The organism is Nocardia sp. FBN12, assembly GCF_050320175.1.
GTDB lineage: Bacteria > Actinomycetota > Actinomycetes > Mycobacteriales > Mycobacteriaceae > Nocardia.
This window is the reverse complement of the sequence record NZ_CP190048.1, coordinates 4,124,128-4,142,559: the sequence shown is the minus strand read 5'-3', so window position 1 is coordinate 4,142,559 and position 18,432 is coordinate 4,124,128. Positions and strand designations below refer to the sequence as shown.

At 67.7% G+C, this 18,432-nt stretch carries 18 protein-coding genes; 13 read left to right on the top strand and 5 right to left on the bottom strand.

Going from position 1 to position 18,432, the window contains the following annotated elements; genetic code table 11:
• The first annotated feature begins 114 nt into the window (after positions 1–114).
• A complete protein-coding gene (locus ACQHI0_RS19750; RefSeq protein WP_427903337.1) occupies positions 115–1,107 on the top strand; it encodes an IS481 family transposase in 993 nt (330 codons plus the stop codon).
• Positions 1,108–1,276: 169 nt separating this feature from the next.
• Here ACQHI0_RS19750 and ACQHI0_RS19745 read toward each other — a convergent pair whose 3' ends face one another.
• Positions 1,277–2,200, bottom strand: a complete 924-nt coding sequence (locus tag ACQHI0_RS19745; RefSeq protein ID WP_427903336.1) for an NmrA family NAD(P)-binding protein — start codon at positions 2,198–2,200, stop codon at positions 1,277–1,279.
• A 122-nt stretch (positions 2,201–2,322) separates the two neighbouring features.
• On the opposite strand from ACQHI0_RS19745, the gene ACQHI0_RS19740 reads away from it, so the two are divergent.
• Complete coding sequence (locus tag ACQHI0_RS19740) at positions 2,323–3,096, top strand: TetR family transcriptional regulator (RefSeq protein WP_427903335.1); 774 nt, start codon at positions 2,323–2,325, stop codon at positions 3,094–3,096.
• Here the strand turns inward: ACQHI0_RS19740 and ACQHI0_RS19735 are convergent.
• Positions 3,080–3,469: a DUF2237 family protein gene (locus tag ACQHI0_RS19735; protein ID WP_014987060.1), complete on the bottom strand. Its 390-nt coding sequence runs from the start codon at positions 3,467–3,469 to the stop codon at positions 3,080–3,082. The genes ACQHI0_RS19740 and ACQHI0_RS19735 overlap by 17 nt on opposite strands.
• A gap of 154 nt (positions 3,470–3,623) precedes the next feature.
• On the opposite strand from ACQHI0_RS19735, the gene ftsY reads away from it, so the two are divergent.
• From ftsY to ffh, 6 genes are all read left to right on the top strand, one after another.
• Positions 3,624–5,141 carry a signal recognition particle-docking protein FtsY gene (gene ftsY / locus ACQHI0_RS19730; RefSeq protein WP_427903334.1) on the top strand — a complete coding sequence of 506 codons (1,518 nt, stop codon included), beginning with the start codon at positions 3,624–3,626 and terminating at the stop codon, positions 5,139–5,141.
• Positions 5,142–5,434: 293 nt separating this feature from the next.
• The gene (locus ACQHI0_RS19725; protein ID WP_427903333.1) at positions 5,435–6,781 is read left to right on the top strand and encodes an ammonium transporter; all 1,347 of its coding nucleotides are present in this window, start codon (positions 5,435–5,437) and stop codon (positions 6,779–6,781) included.
• A 5-nt stretch (positions 6,782–6,786) separates the two neighbouring features.
• A complete protein-coding gene (locus ACQHI0_RS19720) occupies positions 6,787–7,125 on the top strand; it encodes a P-II family nitrogen regulator (RefSeq protein ID WP_110036141.1) in 339 nt (112 codons plus the stop codon).
• 93 nt (positions 7,126–7,218) lie between these two features.
• Complete coding sequence (locus tag ACQHI0_RS19715) at positions 7,219–9,657, top strand: [protein-PII] uridylyltransferase (RefSeq protein WP_427909229.1); 2,439 nt, start codon at positions 7,219–7,221, stop codon at positions 9,655–9,657.
• A 132-nt stretch (positions 9,658–9,789) separates the two neighbouring features.
• On the top strand, positions 9,790–10,104 hold the full coding sequence (locus tag ACQHI0_RS19710) for a hypothetical protein (RefSeq protein WP_378912418.1): 315 nt from the start codon (positions 9,790–9,792) through the stop codon (positions 10,102–10,104).
• Positions 10,105–10,184: 80 nt separating this feature from the next.
• Positions 10,185–11,750, top strand: a complete 1,566-nt coding sequence (gene ffh, locus ACQHI0_RS19705; protein ID WP_427903332.1) for a signal recognition particle protein — start codon at positions 10,185–10,187, stop codon at positions 11,748–11,750.
• Positions 11,751–11,918: 168 nt separating this feature from the next.
• Here the strand turns inward: ffh and ACQHI0_RS19700 are convergent, their stop codons facing one another.
• Entirely contained in the window at positions 11,919–12,710 is a 792-nt protein-coding gene (locus ACQHI0_RS19700; protein ID WP_427903331.1) for a 3-oxo-5-alpha-steroid 4-dehydrogenase, read from the bottom strand.
• A gap of 104 nt (positions 12,711–12,814) precedes the next feature.
• On the opposite strand from ACQHI0_RS19700, the gene ACQHI0_RS19695 reads away from it, so the two are divergent.
• Positions 12,815–13,633: a nuclear transport factor 2 family protein gene (locus tag ACQHI0_RS19695; protein WP_427903330.1), complete on the top strand. Its 819-nt coding sequence runs from the start codon at positions 12,815–12,817 to the stop codon at positions 13,631–13,633.
• 47 nt (positions 13,634–13,680) lie between these two features.
• On the opposite strand, the gene ACQHI0_RS19690 is transcribed toward ACQHI0_RS19695, so the two are convergent.
• On the bottom strand, positions 13,681–14,142 hold the full coding sequence (locus ACQHI0_RS19690) for a DoxX family protein (protein ID WP_427903329.1): 462 nt from the start codon (positions 14,140–14,142) through the stop codon (positions 13,681–13,683).
• Positions 14,143–14,144: 2 nt separating this feature from the next.
• The gene (locus tag ACQHI0_RS19685; RefSeq protein ID WP_427903328.1) at positions 14,145–14,486 is read right to left on the bottom strand and encodes a VOC family protein; all 342 of its coding nucleotides are present in this window, start codon (positions 14,484–14,486) and stop codon (positions 14,145–14,147) included.
• An 88-nt stretch (positions 14,487–14,574) separates the two neighbouring features.
• Here ACQHI0_RS19685 and ACQHI0_RS19680 point away from each other — a divergent pair, with 88 nt between their 5' ends.
• The 4 genes from ACQHI0_RS19680 (at position 14,575) to ACQHI0_RS19665 (ending at position 18,375) form a co-directional block, all read left to right on the top strand.
• The gene (locus ACQHI0_RS19680; protein ID WP_427903327.1) at positions 14,575–15,444 is read left to right on the top strand and encodes a sigma-70 family RNA polymerase sigma factor; all 870 of its coding nucleotides are present in this window, start codon (positions 14,575–14,577) and stop codon (positions 15,442–15,444) included.
• Positions 15,445–15,538: 94 nt separating this feature from the next.
• On the top strand, positions 15,539–16,399 hold the full coding sequence (locus ACQHI0_RS19675; RefSeq protein ID WP_427903326.1) for a DoxX family protein: 861 nt from the start codon (positions 15,539–15,541) through the stop codon (positions 16,397–16,399).
• Between the two features lie 102 nt (positions 16,400–16,501).
• Positions 16,502–17,596 carry an amidohydrolase family protein gene (locus ACQHI0_RS19670; protein ID WP_427903325.1) on the top strand — a complete coding sequence of 365 codons (1,095 nt, stop codon included), beginning with the start codon at positions 16,502–16,504 and terminating at the stop codon, positions 17,594–17,596.
• 200 nt (positions 17,597–17,796) lie between these two features.
• The gene (locus ACQHI0_RS19665) at positions 17,797–18,375 is read left to right on the top strand and encodes a Uma2 family endonuclease (protein WP_427903324.1); all 579 of its coding nucleotides are present in this window, start codon (positions 17,797–17,799) and stop codon (positions 18,373–18,375) included.
• Positions 18,376–18,432: the final 57 nt, after the last annotated feature.

The following is an 18,432-nucleotide window of genomic DNA, read 5'->3' as shown; positions in this document are numbered from 1 at the left end:
TCCCTAGGTGTGTTGACCATGCAGGTTGGTAACGGCGTGGCGAGCTGACATGGCGAAGACCTCCGAGTGAGATGCGAGCTGTCTAAGGAACGCGTCTCTCAACGGAGGTCTTCAATGACACACCGTAATGCACCCCTGACCGAACTCGGCCGTCTACGACTAGCCCGCTGTGTCATCGACGACGGCTGGCCACTACGACGGGCAGCCGAACGATTCCAAGTCTCACCCACCACCGCCGCCCGCTGGGCCAACCGCTACCGCCACCACGGCATCGCGGCCATGTCCGACCGATCCTCACGCCCGCACCACTGCCCGAACCGGACCCCGACCCGCACCGAACGCCGCATCATCAAAATCCGTGTCCTACGCCGGTGGGGACCAGCACGGATCGCCTACCTACTCGGTTTGCATCCCTCCACCGTGCACCGGGTGTTGACACGCTACAAACTGGCCCGCCTGGCCTGGCTCGACCGCACCACCGGCACCCCGATCCGCCGCTACGAACACGATCACCCCGGCGACCTGGTCCATGTCGATATCAAAAAGCTGGGCAACATCCCCGACGGCGGCGGGGCCCGCGCGGTCGGGCAAAAACTCGGGCGCACCAACCGCACCCGGACCGCGGGCAAGACTCTCGACAGCCGTGGTCGCAGCCATCTGGGCTACAGCTATCTCCACAACGCCATCGATGACCATTCCCGCCTCGCCTACACCGAGATCCTGCCCAACGAACGCAAGGAAACCGCTGCCGGGTTCTGGCAACGAGCCCAGAAGTTCTTCTCCACCAACGGGATCACCGTCAAACGAGTCCTGACCGACAACGGTCCCTGCTACCGGTCCCGGCTCTGGGCCCAGACGATGACCGCGGCCTCGATCACCCATAAACGGACCCGCCCTTACCGGCCACAAACCAACGGCAAGGTCGAACGGTTCAACCGCACCCTTGTCGATGAATGGGCCTATGCCCGCGCTTACCGGTCAGAGACCGAACGCCGAGCCGCGTTCACCGAGTGGCTCCATACCTACAATCACCACCGAGCCCACACCGCACTCGGAGGACGTCCGCCAGCTAGCCGCGTCCCTAACCTCTCAGGTCAACACACCTAGGGGTCGGGAGTGCGGTGGCTGGGGTGGGTGGGTTGTGGAAGACGGGGACGAGCTGGGTGCGCGTGGTTGTGGGGTGGGTGTGGAAGACGGGGACGGGCCGAGGTGCGCGGTGTGGTCGGGAGTGCGGTTATGGCGGGTTTGGGGTGGGCGGTGTGGTTTGGGTTGTGTGTCAGTGCGGGCGGTGGGTTTTCGGGGTTTTGGTGTTGATTTGGGCGTGGATTCGTTGGGTGCCGCTGCGTTCTAGCCAGTCGTGCAGGGAGGTCAGGTGCGGGTACAGGGTGCGCAAGGTGGGGAGGTCGGCTTGCCAGCCGCCGGTTTCGCGGATCAGGCGCCAGGTGTTGCCGAGTTGGGGGCCGATGGCGTCGGCTTCTGCCTCGGTGACTTCGCGGTAGTGGATGGGGTGGCCAGTCGCGGCGCTGATGATGGTGGCCGCGTCGACGGGGGTGATGGCTTCGCCTGCGAGTTCGAGGGTGCGGGTGTGCCAGGTTTCGGGGGCGGCGAAGGCCAGGGTGGCGAAGGCGGCGATGTCGTCGACGGCGATCATCTGGAGGGGGCGATCGGCGGGGAACAGGTGGCGGTGTTCGCCGCCTTCGCGGATGCCGTCGACGGGGGAGCCCTGCAGGAGGTAGTTCTCCATGAAGCGCACCGGGCGCAACACGGTGTAGCGCAGGCCGGAGGCGGCTAGGGCGTCTTCGATCTGGCGTTTGCCCTGTTGGCCCCATGATTTCGCGGCGCCCATCGTGGCGACGCCGGTGAACACGATCTGCTCTACACCCGTGGCTTCGGCCGCGGCGATCATGGCGAGACCGCGTCGGGCTTCGGTGTCTTCACCCCAGCCTTTCGCGCGGTAATCAGCTGGGGGAACGAGGAATACGGCTCGGGTGCCGGTTGCCGCGGCGCGCAGGGAGATGGGGTCGTCGAAGTCGCCGGCGGTCAATTGCGCACCGGCGTCGGCCAGTGCGCGAGCGGCGGGGGAGTCGAGGTCGCGCACCAGCGCGCGGACCCGGTGTCCTTCGGCGAGCAATCGGTGGGCGGTCGCACCACCCTGCTTGCCGGTGGCGCCGGTGATCAGGACGGGGAGTGCTGAGGTCATCGCGGAGGAGTTCCGTTCGTGAACGATCGTAGGCCTACAATCGGGTCGGTCGACCCGTATTCCGGACGTTACGGGCGCTCACACCCGGTTGGCCAGGTCCGGTGCAGGGAAGGCGTAACGAAATGACGGTCGACAACCGCGCGGAACCGGCGATCCGGTCCGACGCGCGACGCAACCGCGCGCTGATCCTGGCCGCCGCTCAGCGGGCACTCGCCGAACGCGGTACCACCGTCTCGCTGGCCGAAGTTGCCCGCCGCGCGGGCGTCGGCGCGGGCACCGTGCACCGGCATTTCCCCACGAAAACCGATCTGCTGGAAGCGGTTATGCAACAGCGCGTCGACCGACTGGCCGCGCTGGCCGCCGAACACCTCACCGATCCGGACCCGGGCGAGGCCTTCTTCGCCCTGTGCGCGCATGTCATCGTCACGACGCCCGGCAACAAGGACCTGTGTGACCTGGTGCAATCCGACGACGGCTGGCCACGCGCCCTGCTCCGCGGCACGGGCGACCGCTTCCACCGCGCGCTGGGTGCCCTGCTCGTCTCAGCCCAACGTCAAGGGGCGGTGCGTTCCGATGTGGTCGTCACCGACGTCCTCGACATCTTCACGGGATGCGTTGCCATCCAACGGCATCGACGTGCGGAAGACCCCCTCGCCCCCGCTGTCGTCCTCGTTCTCGACGCCCTGCGAACCCGCCCGCCGCTTGTCACGGAACTCGCGAAAATCGACCGTAACGAAACGAGGGACGGTGACGAAACTCCGCCGGTGTGCCCCGTCTGCGGCGGTCGACTCGATCGCTCCACCACCGGCAGGCCCGCCCGCTACTGCTCGGCGGCCTGCCGCCAGAAGGCTCACCGCCGACGGAACGGGAGACGACCCCTTACAGCAGGTCGCTGACGTCGTCGGGGACATCGACGGCGTATTTGCGCAGGATGTCCATGGAAATGACTTCCAGCGCGTTCTCGTGGGTGGCGGCCAGCACCACGGGGGCGGCGACGCCGTCCTCGTGGGCATGCAACCAGCGGACCGCCACCACGCACCAGCGGTCGCCCGGTTGCAGGCCGGGGAAATTGTTCTCTGGACGGGGGGTACTGAGGTCGTTGCCGATGGATGCCTGATGCTCCAGGAATTCCGCCGTCACGACGGTGCACACGGTGTGGCTGCCGAGATCCTCCGGACCGGTGCTGCAGCAGCCGTCCCGGTAGAAGCCCGTGAGAGGATCGGCGCCGCACTCTTCCAGCGGCCCCCCAAGCACGTTTCGATCGGTCACTCCGCTGATCCTATGGGGCAACCGCCAGAAGTTCCGCAGGACAACGAATCTGTAGTGTTTCCGCCATGTGGCGACAGGCCCGCAATCGCCTCGCCGACCCGCCGCGCAGACGCCGCCGACGTGCGGTAACTTGCCGCCCGAATAGACTCGCCGGGTGAGTTCGCAAGCGTGGATCCTGATCGCCGCGATCGCCGCCGTCCTGTTGGTGGCGCTCGTCGCGGGTTTCGTCCTGTACAAGCGACGCCAGATTTCGCTGGCCCCGCCCGAGCCGGACAAGGAGTTGACGGACCGCTCCGGTGGTTACACCGCGTCCGGTGGATTCAGCTTCAGCCAGGGCGGCTCGACGGCGACCGTGCCGAGACCCGAGCCCGTCGGTGAGCGCACCGACACCGACGGCCAACCGCACATCGGCGACGACGCCGCGGTCCCGCGTGACGCCCCGCGGCGCGGCATCACCGACGTGCCGCTGCCCGAGGGCGATGTCGCCGTCGACGAGCCGGTGGTGGTCCCCGACGACGCGTCGACCCTCGCACCGGCCGAGCCCGCGGACACGCTGCCGACCGACACCCCGGCTACCGCGCCTACCGCGGCCCCTGCGGAGGCCGCACCTTCGGACACCGTTGCCACGCCGCCGGAGACCGCACCCACCGAGGCTGAGCCCGCGGACACGGCGTCGACCGAGGTTGCGGCCGAGACCGCCCCGGCCGAAGTCGACGCGACCACCACCGCGATCGAAGAGATCGACCCCACCACCGGCCGCCTCGTCCGCCTGCGCGGCCGCCTGGCCCGCTCCCAGAACGCCGTCGGCAAGAGCCTGCTCGGCCTGCTCGGCGGCGGCGACCTCGACGAGGACTCCTGGGAAGAGATCGAAGACACCCTGGTGCTGGCCGACATCGGCACCGCGAGCACCGCGAAGATCGTCGAGCGCCTCCGCGAGGAGATGGCCTCGCGCAGCGTGCGCACCCCCGAACAGGCCCGCGGCGCCCTGCGCGACGTGCTGATCGAAGCGCTGCGCCCCGAGCTCGACCGTTCCATCCACGCCCTCCCGCATGGCGACAAGCCGGCGATCCTGCTTGTCGTCGGCGTGAACGGCACCGGCAAGACCACCACCACCGGCAAACTGGCCCGCGTGCTCGTCGCGGACGGTCGCCGCGTGCTGCTCGGCGCCGCCGACACCTTCCGCGCCGCCGCCGCTGATCAGCTGCAGACATGGGGTGAACGGGTGGGCGCCGAGACCGTGCGCGGTAAGGAGGCCGCCGACCCGGCAGCCGTCGCGTTCGACGCGGTCACCGCGGGCATCGACGGCGGTGTCGACGCCGTTCTCATCGACACCGCGGGCCGCCTGCACACCAAGACCGGCCTGATGGACGAGCTGGGCAAGGTCAAGCGGGTCGTGGAGAAGAAGGGTGAGGTCGACGAGGTGCTGCTGGTCCTCGACGCGACCGTCGGCCAGAACGGCCTGATGCAGGCGCGCGTCTTCGCCGACGTCGTCGACATCACCGGCGTGGTCCTCACCAAACTCGACGGCACCGCCAAGGGCGGAATCGTGTTCCAGGTGCAGCACGAACTCGGCGTTCCGGTGAAATTGGTCGGCCTGGGCGAGGGCGCCGACGATCTGGCCCCGTTCGAGCCGGGAGCGTTCGTCGACGCGCTGCTCGGGGGTACCGCGTAGCTGTTCGCGCGCTGCCCGTCCGATCCGGCGATCGGGCGGGCAGCGCTGTCTGCCAGCGACGATGCCCGCGGCGAATCGCCGGGCGAACTCGCGGCGAATCGCACTTGCGTACCGACCTCACCGTGAGCTGACAAGCTCATGCCAACCACACGAAACGTGGACGCAACACAACAGCGCTATCCGTTCACTCAGGTGAAACACCACAGCTCAACGGATGAAACACCGAGTCGCGACCCTTCTGTACAGGTCCTTTTGCCGTCATCGGCAGGGCCCGAGATGAGGAGGAACACAAGGTGGCATTTCCCGTAATCGGCGATCCAAGTGCCGGTGACACAGCATGGATGTTGGCCGCGGCCGCACTCGTGCTGTTGATGACGCCGGGTCTGGCGTTCTTCTACGGCGGCATGGTCCGTGGCAAGAACGTCCTGAACATGATCATGATGAGCGTCTCCGCGATGGGCCTGATCACCATTCTGTGGTGTCTGTACGGCTTCTCGGTGGCGTTCGGCGAGGACAAGGGCAACCTACTCGGTGATCCCACGCAGTACTTCGGCCTGAAGGGTGTCTTCGGCGGCGACTATCTCGCCACCACCGACCCCGCGGCCCCCGCTGCAGTCCCGCTCGCAGGCACGATCCCGCTCTCGGTGTTCGTCGCCTTCCAGCTCATGTTCGCGATCATCACGGTCGCACTCATCTCGGGCGCGGTCGCCGACCGCTTGAAGTTCGGGTCGTGGCTCGTATTTGCCGGAATCTGGGCCACGGTCGTCTACTTCCCCGTCGCGCACTGGGTGTTCGCCTTCGACGGCATCACCGCGGAGAACGGCGGCTGGATCGCCACCAACCTCAAGGCGATCGACTTCGCCGGTGGTACCGCGGTCCACATCAACGCCGGTGCCGCCGGTCTGGTGCTCTGCCTCATCCTCGGCAAGCGCAAGGGCTGGCCGAAGACCCCGTTCCGCCCGCACAACCTGCCGTTCGTGATGCTCGGCGCCGGTCTGCTGTGGTTCGGCTGGTACGGCTTCAACGCGGGTTCGGCGCTGGGTGCCAACGGCATCGCCGGTGCCACCTTCCTCACCACCACGCTCGCCACCGCGGCCGCGATGATGGCCTGGCTGCTCGTGGAGAAGATCCGTGACGGTCACCCGACCTCGCTCGGCGCTGCCTCGGGCATCGTCGCCGGTCTGGTCGCCATCACGCCGGCCTGTTCCTCGGTCAACGTCATCGGCGCGCTCGCCATCGGTGTCGTCTCCGGTGCGCTGTGCGCGCTGGCCGTCGGCCTGAAGTTCCGCTTCGGCTTCGACGATTCGCTCGACGTCGTCGGTGTCCACCTCGTCGGTGGTCTGGTCGGCACCCTGATGGTCGGCCTTGTCGCTACGGCCGAAGCTCCCGCAGCTGTCGATGGACTGTTCTACGGTGGTGGGGTCGAGCAGTTGAAGCTGCAGGCCGTCGGTGCTTTCGCCGTTCTCGCCTACTCGCTGGTCGCCACGGCCATCATCGCGTACGCGATCAAGTTCACGATCGGCCTGCGCGCCAGTGAAGAGTCCGAGGCCGCGGGCCTGGACGAGTCCGAGCACGCGGAAACCGCATACGATTTCGCTGCTGTGGGTAACACGGCACGCTCACTCGTCAAGGAGGCATGACGAACATGAAACTGGTTACGGCAATCGTCAAACCGTTCACGCTCGAAGATGTGAAAACCGGGCTGGAACAGGCAGGCGTGCTCGGCATGACCGTCAGCGAAGTCCAGGGATACGGCCGGCAGAAGGGCCACACCGAGGTATACCGCGGTGCCGAGTACTCGGTGGATTTCGTGCCCAAGGTCCGGGTCGAGGTCGTCGTGGACGATGCGTCGGTCGAGAAGGTCGTCGAGGTGATCGTCGAAGCCTCGCGTACCGGCAAGATCGGTGACGGCAAGGTGTGGGTGACCCCGGTGGACACCATCATCCGCGTCCGTACCGGCGAACGCGGAAGCGACGCACTGTAATTCGGTAGGGAACGCACGACAAACTATCGAGTGGCGGCCCCGCTCCCACCGGTGAGAATCCGGTCGGGGCGGGGCCGCCCGCATGAATGGGTGGTGTGGGCTGTGGCACAGCGGAACGGCGGTATTCAGAACAACGGAGCGGCGGATCTGGTCAAGGCCAGGGCGCAACTGCTCGACGGTGCGGGCACCCGAAACCCGCGACTCGATCCGGAATCGCTGCGCGGGGCCCTGGTCGATCTGTTCGAACTGTGGCTCACCAGCAAGGGCAACGAACTCGGCATCACCGCCGACAGCGGCCTCTCGGTCGTCGCGGTCGGCGGACTCGGACGCCGCGAGATGCTGCCCTACTCCGATCTCGACCTCGTGCTGCTGCACGACGACGTCGACCCCAAGGTGGTCTCGGAGATCGCCGACCAGCTCTGGTATCCCCTCTGGGACGCCCACATCAAGCTCGACCACAGCGTGCGCACCGTGCCGCAAGCGTTGCGCGTGGCCTCCAGCGACATGATCGCGGCGCTCGGTCTGCTCGAAGCCCGCCACATCGTCGGCGACCAAGACCTCAGCAATCTGCTCATCGGCGGCGTGCGCCGCGAATGGCGCACCGGAATCCGGGGCCGCTTCGACGACCTCATCGCCCAGACCACCGCCCGCTGGCAGCGCAGCGGCGAGATCGCCCACCGCGCCGAACCCGACCTCAAGAACGGTCGCGGGGGCCTGCGCGACATCCAGCTGCTCGACGCGCTCTCGATCGCCCAATTGACCGATGCCATGCCGGGTTTGGGCCCCGAGGTCCCCGGTGGCGGACTCGAACAGGCACACCGCAGGCTCCTCGACGTACGCACCGAATTGCATCGCGTCGCCGGTCGCGCCCGCGATCAACTGCGCGCCCAGGACGCCGACGAGATCGGCGCCGCCCTGCGCATCGGCGATCGCTTCGATCTCGCCCGGACACTGACCGATTCGGCGCGTACGGTGAGCTATTCGTGCGACGTCGGTCTGCGCACGGCCGCCAACGCGCTCCCGCGACGCGGTCTGGCGAGACTGCGCCGCATGCCGGTGCGCCGACCACTCGATGAGGGGGTGGTCGAGCACTCCGGCGAAGTCGTGCTGGCCAGAGACGCGCGCCCGCAACGCGATCCGGGGCTGATCTTGCGGGTGGCCGCGGCATCGGCCCAGACCGGTCTGCCGATGTCGGCGACCACGCTCAACCGGCTGTCCGAGGACGCGCCCGAGTTGCGCGAACCGTGGCCCAAGGACGCGCTCAACGATCTGCTCGTGCTGCTCGGCGCGGGCCGCGGCAGTATCGACGCGGTCGAGGCACTCGATCGAACGGGCTTGTGGGGCAGGCTCTTTCCTGAATGGGGCGCGGTCCGCGACCTGCCGCCGCGCGACGCGCTGCACACCTGGACCGTCGATCGCCATCTGATGGAGACCGTCGCCTACGCCAGCGGCCTGAGCACCAGGGTCGCCCGACCCGATCTGCTCGCGCTCGGCGCGCTGCTGCACGACATCGGCAAGGGCCGAATCGGTGACCACAGCATCGTGGGCGCCGAACTGGCCACCCACATCGGCCGCAGGCTCGGCCTGTGGCCCTCGGACGTGCGCACCCTCAGCGCGATCGTGCGCCACCACCTGCTGCTGCCCGACACCGCGACCCGGCGTGACCTCGACGACCCGGCGACGGTGCAGCGGGTCGCCGACGCGCTCGGCGGTGACGTCGGCCTGCTCGAACTGCTGCACGCGCTGGCCGAGGCTGATTCGATGGCCACCGGCCCCGGTGTGTGGGGCGACTGGAAGGCCTCGCTGATCGGTGAACTGGTGCGCCGCTGCCGCCTCGTCATGGCGGGCGAGCCGCTGCCGCAACCGGAACCGATCGACCCGGAACTCGTGGACAAGGCCACGGCGGGCGGCGTACACGTCACGCTCGCGCCCGGCGACGGCAAACACACGTTCGTGGTGACGGTGATCGCTCCCGACGAGCCCGGCCTGCTCTCCGACGCGGCAGGCGTGCTCGCGCTGCACTCGCTGCGGGTGCTGTCGGCCTCGCTGGGCGGCGCGGGTGACTCGGCGATCAACACTTTCGTGGTGATGCCGAAATTCGGCGATCCGCCGGACGCTGGCCTGTTGCGGCAGGAACTCATCCGGGCAACGTCCGGCGCGCTCGACCTGCCCGCTGTGCTGGCCAAACGCGAAGCCGAAGCGGCCGGAACCGGGCCCGGTCGGTACGCGCGCGCTCAGCCTCGACTCATCTGGTCACCTACCAGCACATCCGGCCAGGTGATTCTCGAGCTCCGTGCCGACGATCGCATCGGTTTGCTGAGCAGGCTGGCCGGCGCCTTCGCCGCGACGGGCGCCAATGTCCGGTGGGCGAAGGTGGTCACGATGGGCTCGGCCGTGGTCGACGCCTTCTGCCTCGATCTGGGCGACACCGACAGTCCGGCTGTGCGCGATCGCATCGAGAAGGCCGTCCTCGACGTGATTCCGCGGCCTGCTCCCGCACCGCCGCCCACCGAAACCGACGGCACCGCTTGACATCGTAAGGACACGGTTTACTCACTGATTGCTATCAGGTTGCTACACAGCGATCTCGCGGCCTGATAAGTCGAGATGTGACCTATAGCATTTCTCTGGTCCGGCTGTCACTCGTACGAGGGGAGCTGATCCGTGGCTATCGAAGTCGTTTCCGCGTCAATGATGACCAGCGACGCGACCGCGCACATCGCGCGCTGCGTCGGTGGTGACCTGTGGGTGGTTTCGTGGTTGCCGGGTCGCACCCTCAGTGGTGCGCAGGCGCTGGCCGCGATGACCATCGCCTCGACCGCCGCCCGTCACGCCGACAGCGCCGATTCCGAATGGCTCCGGATCGAGGCGCTCTCCCGGGAACTCGGTCTCACCGGCAGAGAAGCGGTGTACCTGGTGAACATCGAATCGCACGAGTTGCGCCGCACGGCGCCACCGCACGTGCAACATACCGAATAACCTCCATTACCCTGGGAGGGCAATAGACGTCCGACTTCGGTCTGACGACCTGAGACCCTTTCAGATCAGGAGCGCGATCGGTGTTCGAATCCCTGTCCGACCGGCTTACCGGTGCACTGCAGGATCTGCGCGGTAAGGGGCGTCTGTCACCGGCCGACATCGACGCCACCGCGCGTGAGATCCGCCTCGCACTTCTCGAGGCCGACGTCGCGCTGCCCGTGGTGCGCGGTTTCATCGCCAACGTCAAAGAGCGCGCCAAGGGCGCGGAGGTCTCCGGCGCGCTCAATCCCGCGCAGCAGGTCGTCAAGATCGTCAACGAGGAACTCGTCGCGATCCTCGGTGGCGAGACCCGTCGCCTCAACCTCGCCAAGAACCCGCCGACCGTCATCATGCTGGCCGGTCTGCAGGGTGCGGGTAAGACCACCCTCGCGGGCAAGCTGGCCAAATGGCTCAAGGGTCAGGGGCACCAGCCGTTGCTGGTGGCCTGTGACCTCCAGCGTCCCGGCGCGGTCACCCAGCTGCAGGTCGTCGGTGAGCGCGCGGGTGTGCCCGTGTTCGCCCCGCATGGCGGCACCTCCATCGGTGGCGGCGAGAACCCGCTCGGGATCACCGCGGCCGACCCGGTCGCCGTCGCCGCGGCCGGTATCGAAGAAGCCAAGGCCAAGCAGTACGACGTGGTCATCGTCGATACCGCCGGTCGCCTCGGTATCGATGCCGAGCTGATGCGCCAGGCCGCGGGCATCCGCGATGCCGTGCAGCCGGACGAGACGCTGTTCGTGCTCGACGCGATGATCGGTCAGGACGCGGTCAGCACCGCCGAAGCCTTCCGCGACGGTGTCGGGTTCACCGGTGTCGTGCTCACCAAGCTCGACGGTGACGCCCGCGGTGGTGCGGCGCTGTCGGTGCGCAATGTCACCGGTGCGCCGATCATGTTCGCCTCCACCGGTGAGAAGCTCGAGGACTTCGATGTCTTCCATCCCGACCGGATGGCTTCGCGCATCCTCGGCATGGGCGATGTGCTCACCCTCATCGAGCAGGCCGAACAGGTCTACGACGCCGAGCAGGCCGAGGAGACCGCGCGCAAGATCGGCAGCGGCGAGCTCACCCTCGAGGACTTCCTCGACCAGATGCTGGCCATCCGCAAGATGGGCCCGATCGGCAACCTGCTCGGGATGCTGCCCGGCGCGGGCCAGATGAAGGACGCGCTGGCCGCGGTCGACGACAAGCAGCTGGACCGGGTGCAGGCGATCATCCGCGGCATGACGCGCGCCGAGCGGGACAACCCGAAGATCATCAACGCCTCGCGCCGCCTGCGCATCGCCAACGGTTCCGGCGTGCAGGTGTCCGAGGTCAACCAGCTCGTCGACCGGTTCTTCGAAGCCAAGAAGATGATGGCCGCGATGGGCAGGCAGATGGGGATGCCGGGCGCGCGTCGCGGCAACAACAAAAAGGGTGGCAAGAAGGGCAAGAAGGGCGGGCGTGGGCCCACACCGCCGAAGGTGCGCGGCGGGTTCCCCGGGATGCCCGCCGGAATGCCGGGCCTGCCGCCGGGCATGGATCTGTCGAACATGCCGCCCGGTCTCGATCAGCTGCCGCCCGGCCTGGACGGGATCGACCTCTCCCAGCTGAAGTTCCCCAAAAACTGAACTTTTGGCGCGCTGGCGCGCGCGTGTCCGCGGCCCCAAGGGGCCGCCGGTTAGATGCCGTTGCTTGCTCCTTCGTCGCCTACGCAACGGCATCTAACCGGCGACCCGGCCGCGGACCGGCCACTTCGTGGCCGCCGCTCCCCAAGGGTCGCGGATGCTGGCCGGGTGTTAGATCACGCCCGGGATCAGCGCTTTCCGGTTCGCCGGGTAGTCGGCGAACTTCTCCCGGTACCAGCGGTGGGTCGCGAAGGCGCGTGGCACCAGGTTCCCCGCGGTGATCAGGAAGATCACGACACCGGCCAGCGACCAGGTGAGCAGGGCGAATCCGGCCCAGGCGATCAGCTCGCCCAGGTAGGCCGGGCTGCTGACGAAGCGGAAGCCCGCGCCGTGCGGGATCCGGTACTCGGCGGCGCCGGGGTCGTTCTTGTCGCGCAGATTGCGCACGATCGCCTCGGACCGCACCAGCAGTCCGAACCCGCACAGGTAGACGACCACGCCGATCAGGAAGCGCGGATCGGTGAGCCATGCGGTGCCGTACTGGTTGTTGTAGTCGTTGCTGAAGAACGCGCCGTTGAGGTAGCCGTGCAGGGCCGTCACGAACACGCCCGCCGCGACCACCGACACGTTGAAGCTGCTTTTCTTGCCCGGCACCTGCCGGATGGAGAGCGGGAAGAACCAGCCGCGGTTGCCGTAGTGCAGTAGCCAGATGGCGGCCAGTACCAGCGGCACCGGCTCGAAGCGATCGGGGCCGCTGAGATAGAACACCGCGAACACGACGGTCGCGGGCAGCTCCATCAGCCACCAGCCCAGCTTGGGGTTGAGATTGAAGCCGACCTTGTTCGACGCGAAGCGGCCGTAGGGGCTCTGCGCGAACAATCCGCCGACGATCACGAACGCGGCGAAGGCGAAGGCGATGGCCAGCACCGTGTCGTAGGTGGTGTTCCCGGTGTACCAGTCCATCGAGATCCTCTTGTCCAACAGGCGCCGCACACGATCGCCGACGCAAAACTAGAACACGTTCTATCATGGATCGCACAGGGGAAGCGTGACTATGGAGGACCTACATGCCGTTGGATCGGACCGCCCAGGATCTGCTGGCGGCGGTGCAGGCATCGCCGCGTGCCGTGGCCGCGCACGACAAGGCCGCCTGGGTCGGGCTGTTCGCCGAGCAGGCCGCGGTGCACGACCCGTACGGCTCGCGCGAGCACATCGGTCCGGCCGCGATCTCGCGTTTCTACAACGTCTTCATCGCGCCGAACTCCATCGCCTTCCGCGTCGACCGCGACATCGTCGCCGGATACACGGTGGTCCGTGACCTGCACATCGAGACCACGATGTCGACCGGCGCCACCGTCACCGTGCCGATGCATCTGCGCTACGACCTGGTCGCCACCGACGGCGGCTGGCGGATCGCCCGGCTCGCCGCGCACTGGGAGCTGGGGGTGATGATCGCGCGACTGCTGCGCACGGGGCCGTCCGGACTGCTCGCGGGGGCCAAGCTCGGGCCGCAACTCGTCGCCGAGCTCGGTGTCGGCGGGGCGATGGGGATGATGCGAGCGCTGCGCGGTGTGGGTGGGTCGGGCAAGCGCGTCGTCCGGCGGCTTTTCACCGCGGCCGCATCCGGTGACTCGGGTGGGGTGCGGGCACTCCTCGACGATCGCACGGTGGTGGAGCTACCCGCCGGGCGCCCGATCTCGGTGGCAGATTTCGTCGACAGCGCGCGGAACATGCGGTGGGACAAGATGATCGCTGCCGGACACACGGTCAGCGTGAGCGTGTGGGTCGGCGCGGCGCCGGGTGTGGCGTTCGTCGATTTCGCGCCCGACTCAGCGCGTATCGCCAGGGTGACAGTCTTCCTCGACGGGGATCCGTCGGGGAGCTAGTGGCAGCGGGGGTGTAGCCGGGCTGGGCGACACCCCCGGCTATCACCTCATTCCAGGAACGCCGCGTCGCGCGTCGATATCCGCGCGGGCGGTCCGCCGCTCGCCGGGCGCCACCACAGCAGTTGCCGTACATCGGTGGGCCAGTTCGCGACAGCGACGCACAGCATGATCACCAGGTGCAGCGGCGCCGAGACCTCCTCGTAGACCGGCGCGTCATCGATGACATGCGTGGTCACCGCCCCGGTCAGCAGCAGCACCAGCGTGGCGGCGCCGAGAAATCGTGTCTGTCTGCGGGGAACGACCAGCAGGATCGCACAGACCAGTTCGATCGCGCCGACCACATAACGCATGTTCGGGTCGAAACCCCAGTCGGCGAATTTCTCGGCATAGGCCGGTCCGAAAAAGGTCTCGCCCGGCCAGAACTTAGTGACGAACCCGACGAAGAACTCGAAGGCCAAAAACCAGTAGAAGCCGGTACGCAACCAGGCGGGTACACGGTGAGCAACCATCGTCACCGCTCCATCAGACCGATGATGTTGCCGTCGGCGTCCGTGACCGACGCGATGAGTTTTCCGCCGCCGACGTCGGTCACCGCCTGTACTTCGACGGCGCCCGCGGCGATCAGCTCGGCCAGATGCTGGTGGATATCGGCGACGAGCCAGAACGGGGCAGGTCCGGTCAGGCCTTTGGCGTGGCCGTTGGGGTCGAGCCCGACGAGGTGCCCGTCGAGATCGAACTGGACGTAATAGGGCTCGTCCATCACGGGCTCGATGCCAAGTAGCCTGCGGTAGAGCGCTTTTGCCTGCCCCAGGTTCGTGACCGGGTAGATCAGGGTCTTCGCTGGTGCGGTCATGGTCGGGTCTCCTCGGTGGGGCGTTGTCACACCGGCGCGGGTCGGCCGGTCATCACTACTGACCGATCCCCGAGGAGGTATGTGACACATGGACCACACCGATTGGCTGACCCGCGAATTCGAGGACAACAGGGCGCACCTGCGGGCGGTGGCGTACCGGATGCTCGGCTCGACCACCGACGCCGAGGACGCGGTGCAGGAGGCCTGGATCCGGTTGAACCGAACCGACGTCTCCGAGGTCGACAACCTGGCGGGCTGGCTGACCACGGTCGTGTCGCGCGTCGCGCTCAATGTCCTGCAACGTCGCAAGAGCCTGCGCGAACATCTCTACGGCACCGAACTCGTCGACGACGGGGCAGAACGCGCGGGCGCGATGGCGCCCGAACAAGAATTGCTGATGGCCGACTCGGTCGGCTCGGCCCTGATGGTCGTCCTCGACACGCTCGGCCCGGCCGAACGGCTCGCCTTCGTATTGCACGATCTGTTCGCTGTCCCCTTCGACGAGATCGCCGCCATCCTCGGCCGTTCCAGTGTGGCGACCAGGCAGCTCGCCAGCCGCGCGCGACGCCGCGTCCATGGCATCGACGAGCCCGCCACCGTCGATGTGGGCCGACGGCGCGAGATCGTCGACGCCTTCTTGCGGGCGGCGCGCACTGGACGCTTCGAGGCACTGCTCGAACTGCTCGACCCCGACGTGGTGCTGCGCGCAGACGAGACCGTCGTCGCGGCAGGCGCCGGCGGGGAGGTCCTGGGGGCGGACGCCGTCGCCCGGACGTTCTCGGGTCGTGCCAAGGGGGCCAGGCTCGCCACGATCGACCGCGAACCCGGTGCGGTCTGGTCGGTCGGTGGTCGCGCCAGGATCGTGTTCGCGTTCACGATCCTTGGCGACAGGATCGTGGGTATCGAGATGATCGGCGACCCCGGTCGGCTCGCGACGATGGTCCTCGACGAGCACTGATTCCGCACGCTGTCACATCGGGATCCGCTGCTCGGTCAGATCGGTGTCAACCCGAATTCGCCGTGCTCGGCGGCCACCGACCTGAGGATCAGCCATGACCGTATTGTCGCGCATCGCGAACAACAGCCGGAGCATCGTCTATTGGATAACCACCGCCATCATCGCCTTCGAATCGGCGATGGGCGGCGTCTGGGACATCCTGCGCATCGACATCGTGCGCGACGTGGCCGTCGACCAGCTCGGCTACCCCGCCTACGTGCTGGTCATCCTCGGCATCGCCAAGATTCCGGGGGCGCTCGTGCTGCTGGCGCCCGGCCTGCCTCGGTGCAAGGAGTGGGTGTACGCCGGGGTGCTGTTCGTCTATCTCGGTGCGGTGGTCTCGCTGGCCGTCGACGGTGACCCCGCCGCGGTCGGCCCGCTCGGTTTCGCGACGATGACGTGCCTGTCCTGGGCGACCCGTCCTGAGCAGCGCAGATCCATTGCCGTCGGTGCGTGGACACCCGGGCGGTTGCGCGCGCGGATCGGTACGGGGCGCGCGGTGGCTGTTGCGTTCTGGGTATCGACCGGCATCGTCGTGACGGTCCTCGGGAGCGGGGGCATCGCCGATCTGCTTGGCCGGGATTCGACGGTCGCGGGCATGGTCGATCTGGGATACCCCACCTATTTCGTCACCATGCTGGGCGTCTGGAAGATCCTGGGAACGGTGGTGATCGTGGCGCCGGGTCTGCGCCGCGTGAAGGAATGGGCCTATGCCGGAGCCTTCTACAACTTCACCGGAGCGTTCGCGTCCCACCTCGCGTCCGATTCCGGCGTCGAACACCTGCTGTGGACCGGACTCTTCGCGGTCTGCGTGCTGGTCTCGTGGGCACTGCGGCCGGGCTCCCGATGCCTCGAGCCCCCAGCTCCGCGTGTTCGCGCCGCGACCTCGAAAGATGCAGGGGAGCTGATCGTCTAGGGCGGCAGCGGCTTTGGCCGCGTCGATGAGGGCGTCGCCGTCTGCGGCGCGGTGCCGTCGGCGGTAGGTTGGCAGGCAGCGTCGACATCGAGGAGGCTCTTCATGCACGTGCGCGGGGTGGTGCTGCCCGGTGACGAGGAACGCGACCTGTGGGTGGTCGACGGCATGGTGACCTTCGAACCGGTCGCCGGCGCCGACACGCTGTGCCGGACCGGCTGGATCGTGCCCGGCCTCGTCGATGCGCACTGCCATGTCGGCATCCGCTACGGCGGCGGTGACGAGACCCACGAGGGCGCGATCGAGCAAGCTGAGACCGAACGCGACGTGGGCGCGCTGCTGCTGCGTGACGCGGGCTCGCCGATCGACACCCACTTCATCGACGAGCACGCCGAGCTGCCGCGGATCATCCGCGCGGGCCGCCACATCGCCCGCCCCAAGCGCTACATCCGCGAACTCGGCATCGAACTCGACGACGAACGCGACCTGCCCGAGATCGTCGCCGAGCAGGCCCGCTTCGGCGACGGCTGGGTGAAGATCGTGGGGGACTGGATCGACCGTTCCGTGGGTGACCTGCGGCCGCTGTGGAGTGACGACATCCTGAAGCAGGCCATCGACGCGGCCCACGCGAACGGCGCTCGGGTCACCGCGCACGTGTTCGGGGAGGACGCGCTGCCCGGTCTGATCAACGCGGGCATCGACTGCCTCGAACACGGCACCGGCATCACCGACGACACCATCGAGCTGATGGTCGCCAACGGCACCGCCCTTGTCCCCACCCTGATCAACATCGATACCTTCCCCGGCATCGCCGACAGCGCCACGAAGTTCCCGGTCTACGCCGCCCACATGCGCGACCTGCACCGCCGCGTCCGCGACACCGTCGGCAAGGCCCACGAGGCGGGGGTGCCGATCTACGCGGGCACCGACGCGGGCGGCTCCATCCGCCACGGCCGCATCGCCGACGAGATCACCGCGTTGTCCGGCGCGGGCCTGTCCCCGCACGAGGCCCTCGGCGCTGCCTCGTGGAACGCCCGCACCTGGCTCGGCCGCCCCAGCATCGAAGACGGCGCCCCGGCCGACTTCGTCGTCTACGCCGACGATCCTCGGGTAAACCCCCGATCACTCACAGACCCGCAATGGGTCGTCCTGCGCGGCCTGGTGGTGAAAACCCCTGATCCTGTCACCGGCCACCGCTGAGGCCGCGGTTCGCGATGTCGCTGCCTGTGGCACAACATTCCCCCTGGCCAATGGTCATGACTCTGTAGTGTTATCTACAGGCTGCAAACTTGTGCAAACATGTGATCGAGGTTGAATCGATCGTCGCGCGGCCCCAGTAACTAGTCCGGTCCGAGTTGTCAGTTTGTCGGTACGACCAGGGGAGATCGGCGGAGATGACCATGAGCGCCGAGGTTTCGATGATCCACCCGTTGGGCCCGAAGACTGTGGAGGACTGGCTCGCCGAAGAGCAGCCGGTCGATGGATCGCGACTCGAACTCATCTGGGGGTACCTGCACATGACGCCGCCGCCCGGTGGTCCGCATCAGTACGCCGCCGGTGAGCTGTTCGTCGCTCTGCGCGCCGCCGTTCGAGCCGCGGATCGTCCGGATCTGACGGCACTGCCTGCCGTTGGGGTGCGGATCAGTACCCCGTTCCGGACCAGCATCATCCCGGATGTTGTCGTGGTGCACGCCTCTGCTGAGCACACCACCTTCGCCGCCGAGGATGTGCTGCTCGCTGCCGAGGTCTGGTCGCCCGGAAACAGTCGTGAGGAACGCGATACCAAAATTGCCTCTTACGCCTCGGCTCGGGTGCCGTACCTGTGGATCGTCGAACTCCCCGACGGGAAGCCCGCTCGATTCTGGGCCTACACGCTGGGTGAGTCCGGCTATCGCCAGGAAGTGTTCGCGACTGACGGTGAGTCGATCAAGGCGCCGGGTCCGGTGCCGGTCGTGGTGGACACCGCTCAGTTGCGGTGAGATAGCGCGCGAACGGCGGAGGCGATTTCCGGGGGCAGTGGGTCGTCTGGCAGAATG

What these genes read in the sequence shown, in the direction of transcription:
- ACQHI0_RS19675 (WP_427903326.1), top strand. Translation starts at nt 15,539, where the DNA reads ATGACCGTATTGTCGCGCATCGCGAACAACAGCCGGAGCATCGTCTAT.
- ACQHI0_RS19690 (WP_427903329.1), bottom strand. Translation starts at nt 14,142, where the DNA reads ATGGTTGCTCACCGTGTACCCGCCTGGTTGCGTACCGGCTTCTACTGG.
- ACQHI0_RS19670 (WP_427903325.1), top strand. Translation starts at nt 16,502, where the DNA reads ATGCACGTGCGCGGGGTGGTGCTGCCCGGTGACGAGGAACGCGACCTG.
- ACQHI0_RS19700 (WP_427903331.1), bottom strand. Translation starts at nt 12,710, where the DNA reads ATGGACTGGTACACCGGGAACACCACCTACGACACGGTGCTGGCCATC.
- ACQHI0_RS19740 (WP_427903335.1), top strand. Translation starts at nt 2,323, where the DNA reads ATGACGGTCGACAACCGCGCGGAACCGGCGATCCGGTCCGACGCGCGA.
- ACQHI0_RS19695 (WP_427903330.1), top strand. Translation starts at nt 12,815, where the DNA reads ATGCCGTTGGATCGGACCGCCCAGGATCTGCTGGCGGCGGTGCAGGCA.
- ACQHI0_RS19680 (WP_427903327.1), top strand. Translation starts at nt 14,575, where the DNA reads ATGGACCACACCGATTGGCTGACCCGCGAATTCGAGGACAACAGGGCG.
- ACQHI0_RS19665 (WP_427903324.1), top strand. Translation starts at nt 17,797, where the DNA reads ATGAGCGCCGAGGTTTCGATGATCCACCCGTTGGGCCCGAAGACTGTG.
- ACQHI0_RS19745 (WP_427903336.1), bottom strand. Translation starts at nt 2,200, where the DNA reads ATGACCTCAGCACTCCCCGTCCTGATCACCGGCGCCACCGGCAAGCAG.
- ACQHI0_RS19720 (WP_110036141.1), top strand. Translation starts at nt 6,787, where the DNA reads ATGAAACTGGTTACGGCAATCGTCAAACCGTTCACGCTCGAAGATGTG.
- ACQHI0_RS19750 (WP_427903337.1), top strand. Translation starts at nt 115, where the DNA reads ATGACACACCGTAATGCACCCCTGACCGAACTCGGCCGTCTACGACTA.
- ACQHI0_RS19685 (WP_427903328.1), bottom strand. Translation starts at nt 14,486, where the DNA reads ATGACCGCACCAGCGAAGACCCTGATCTACCCGGTCACGAACCTGGGG.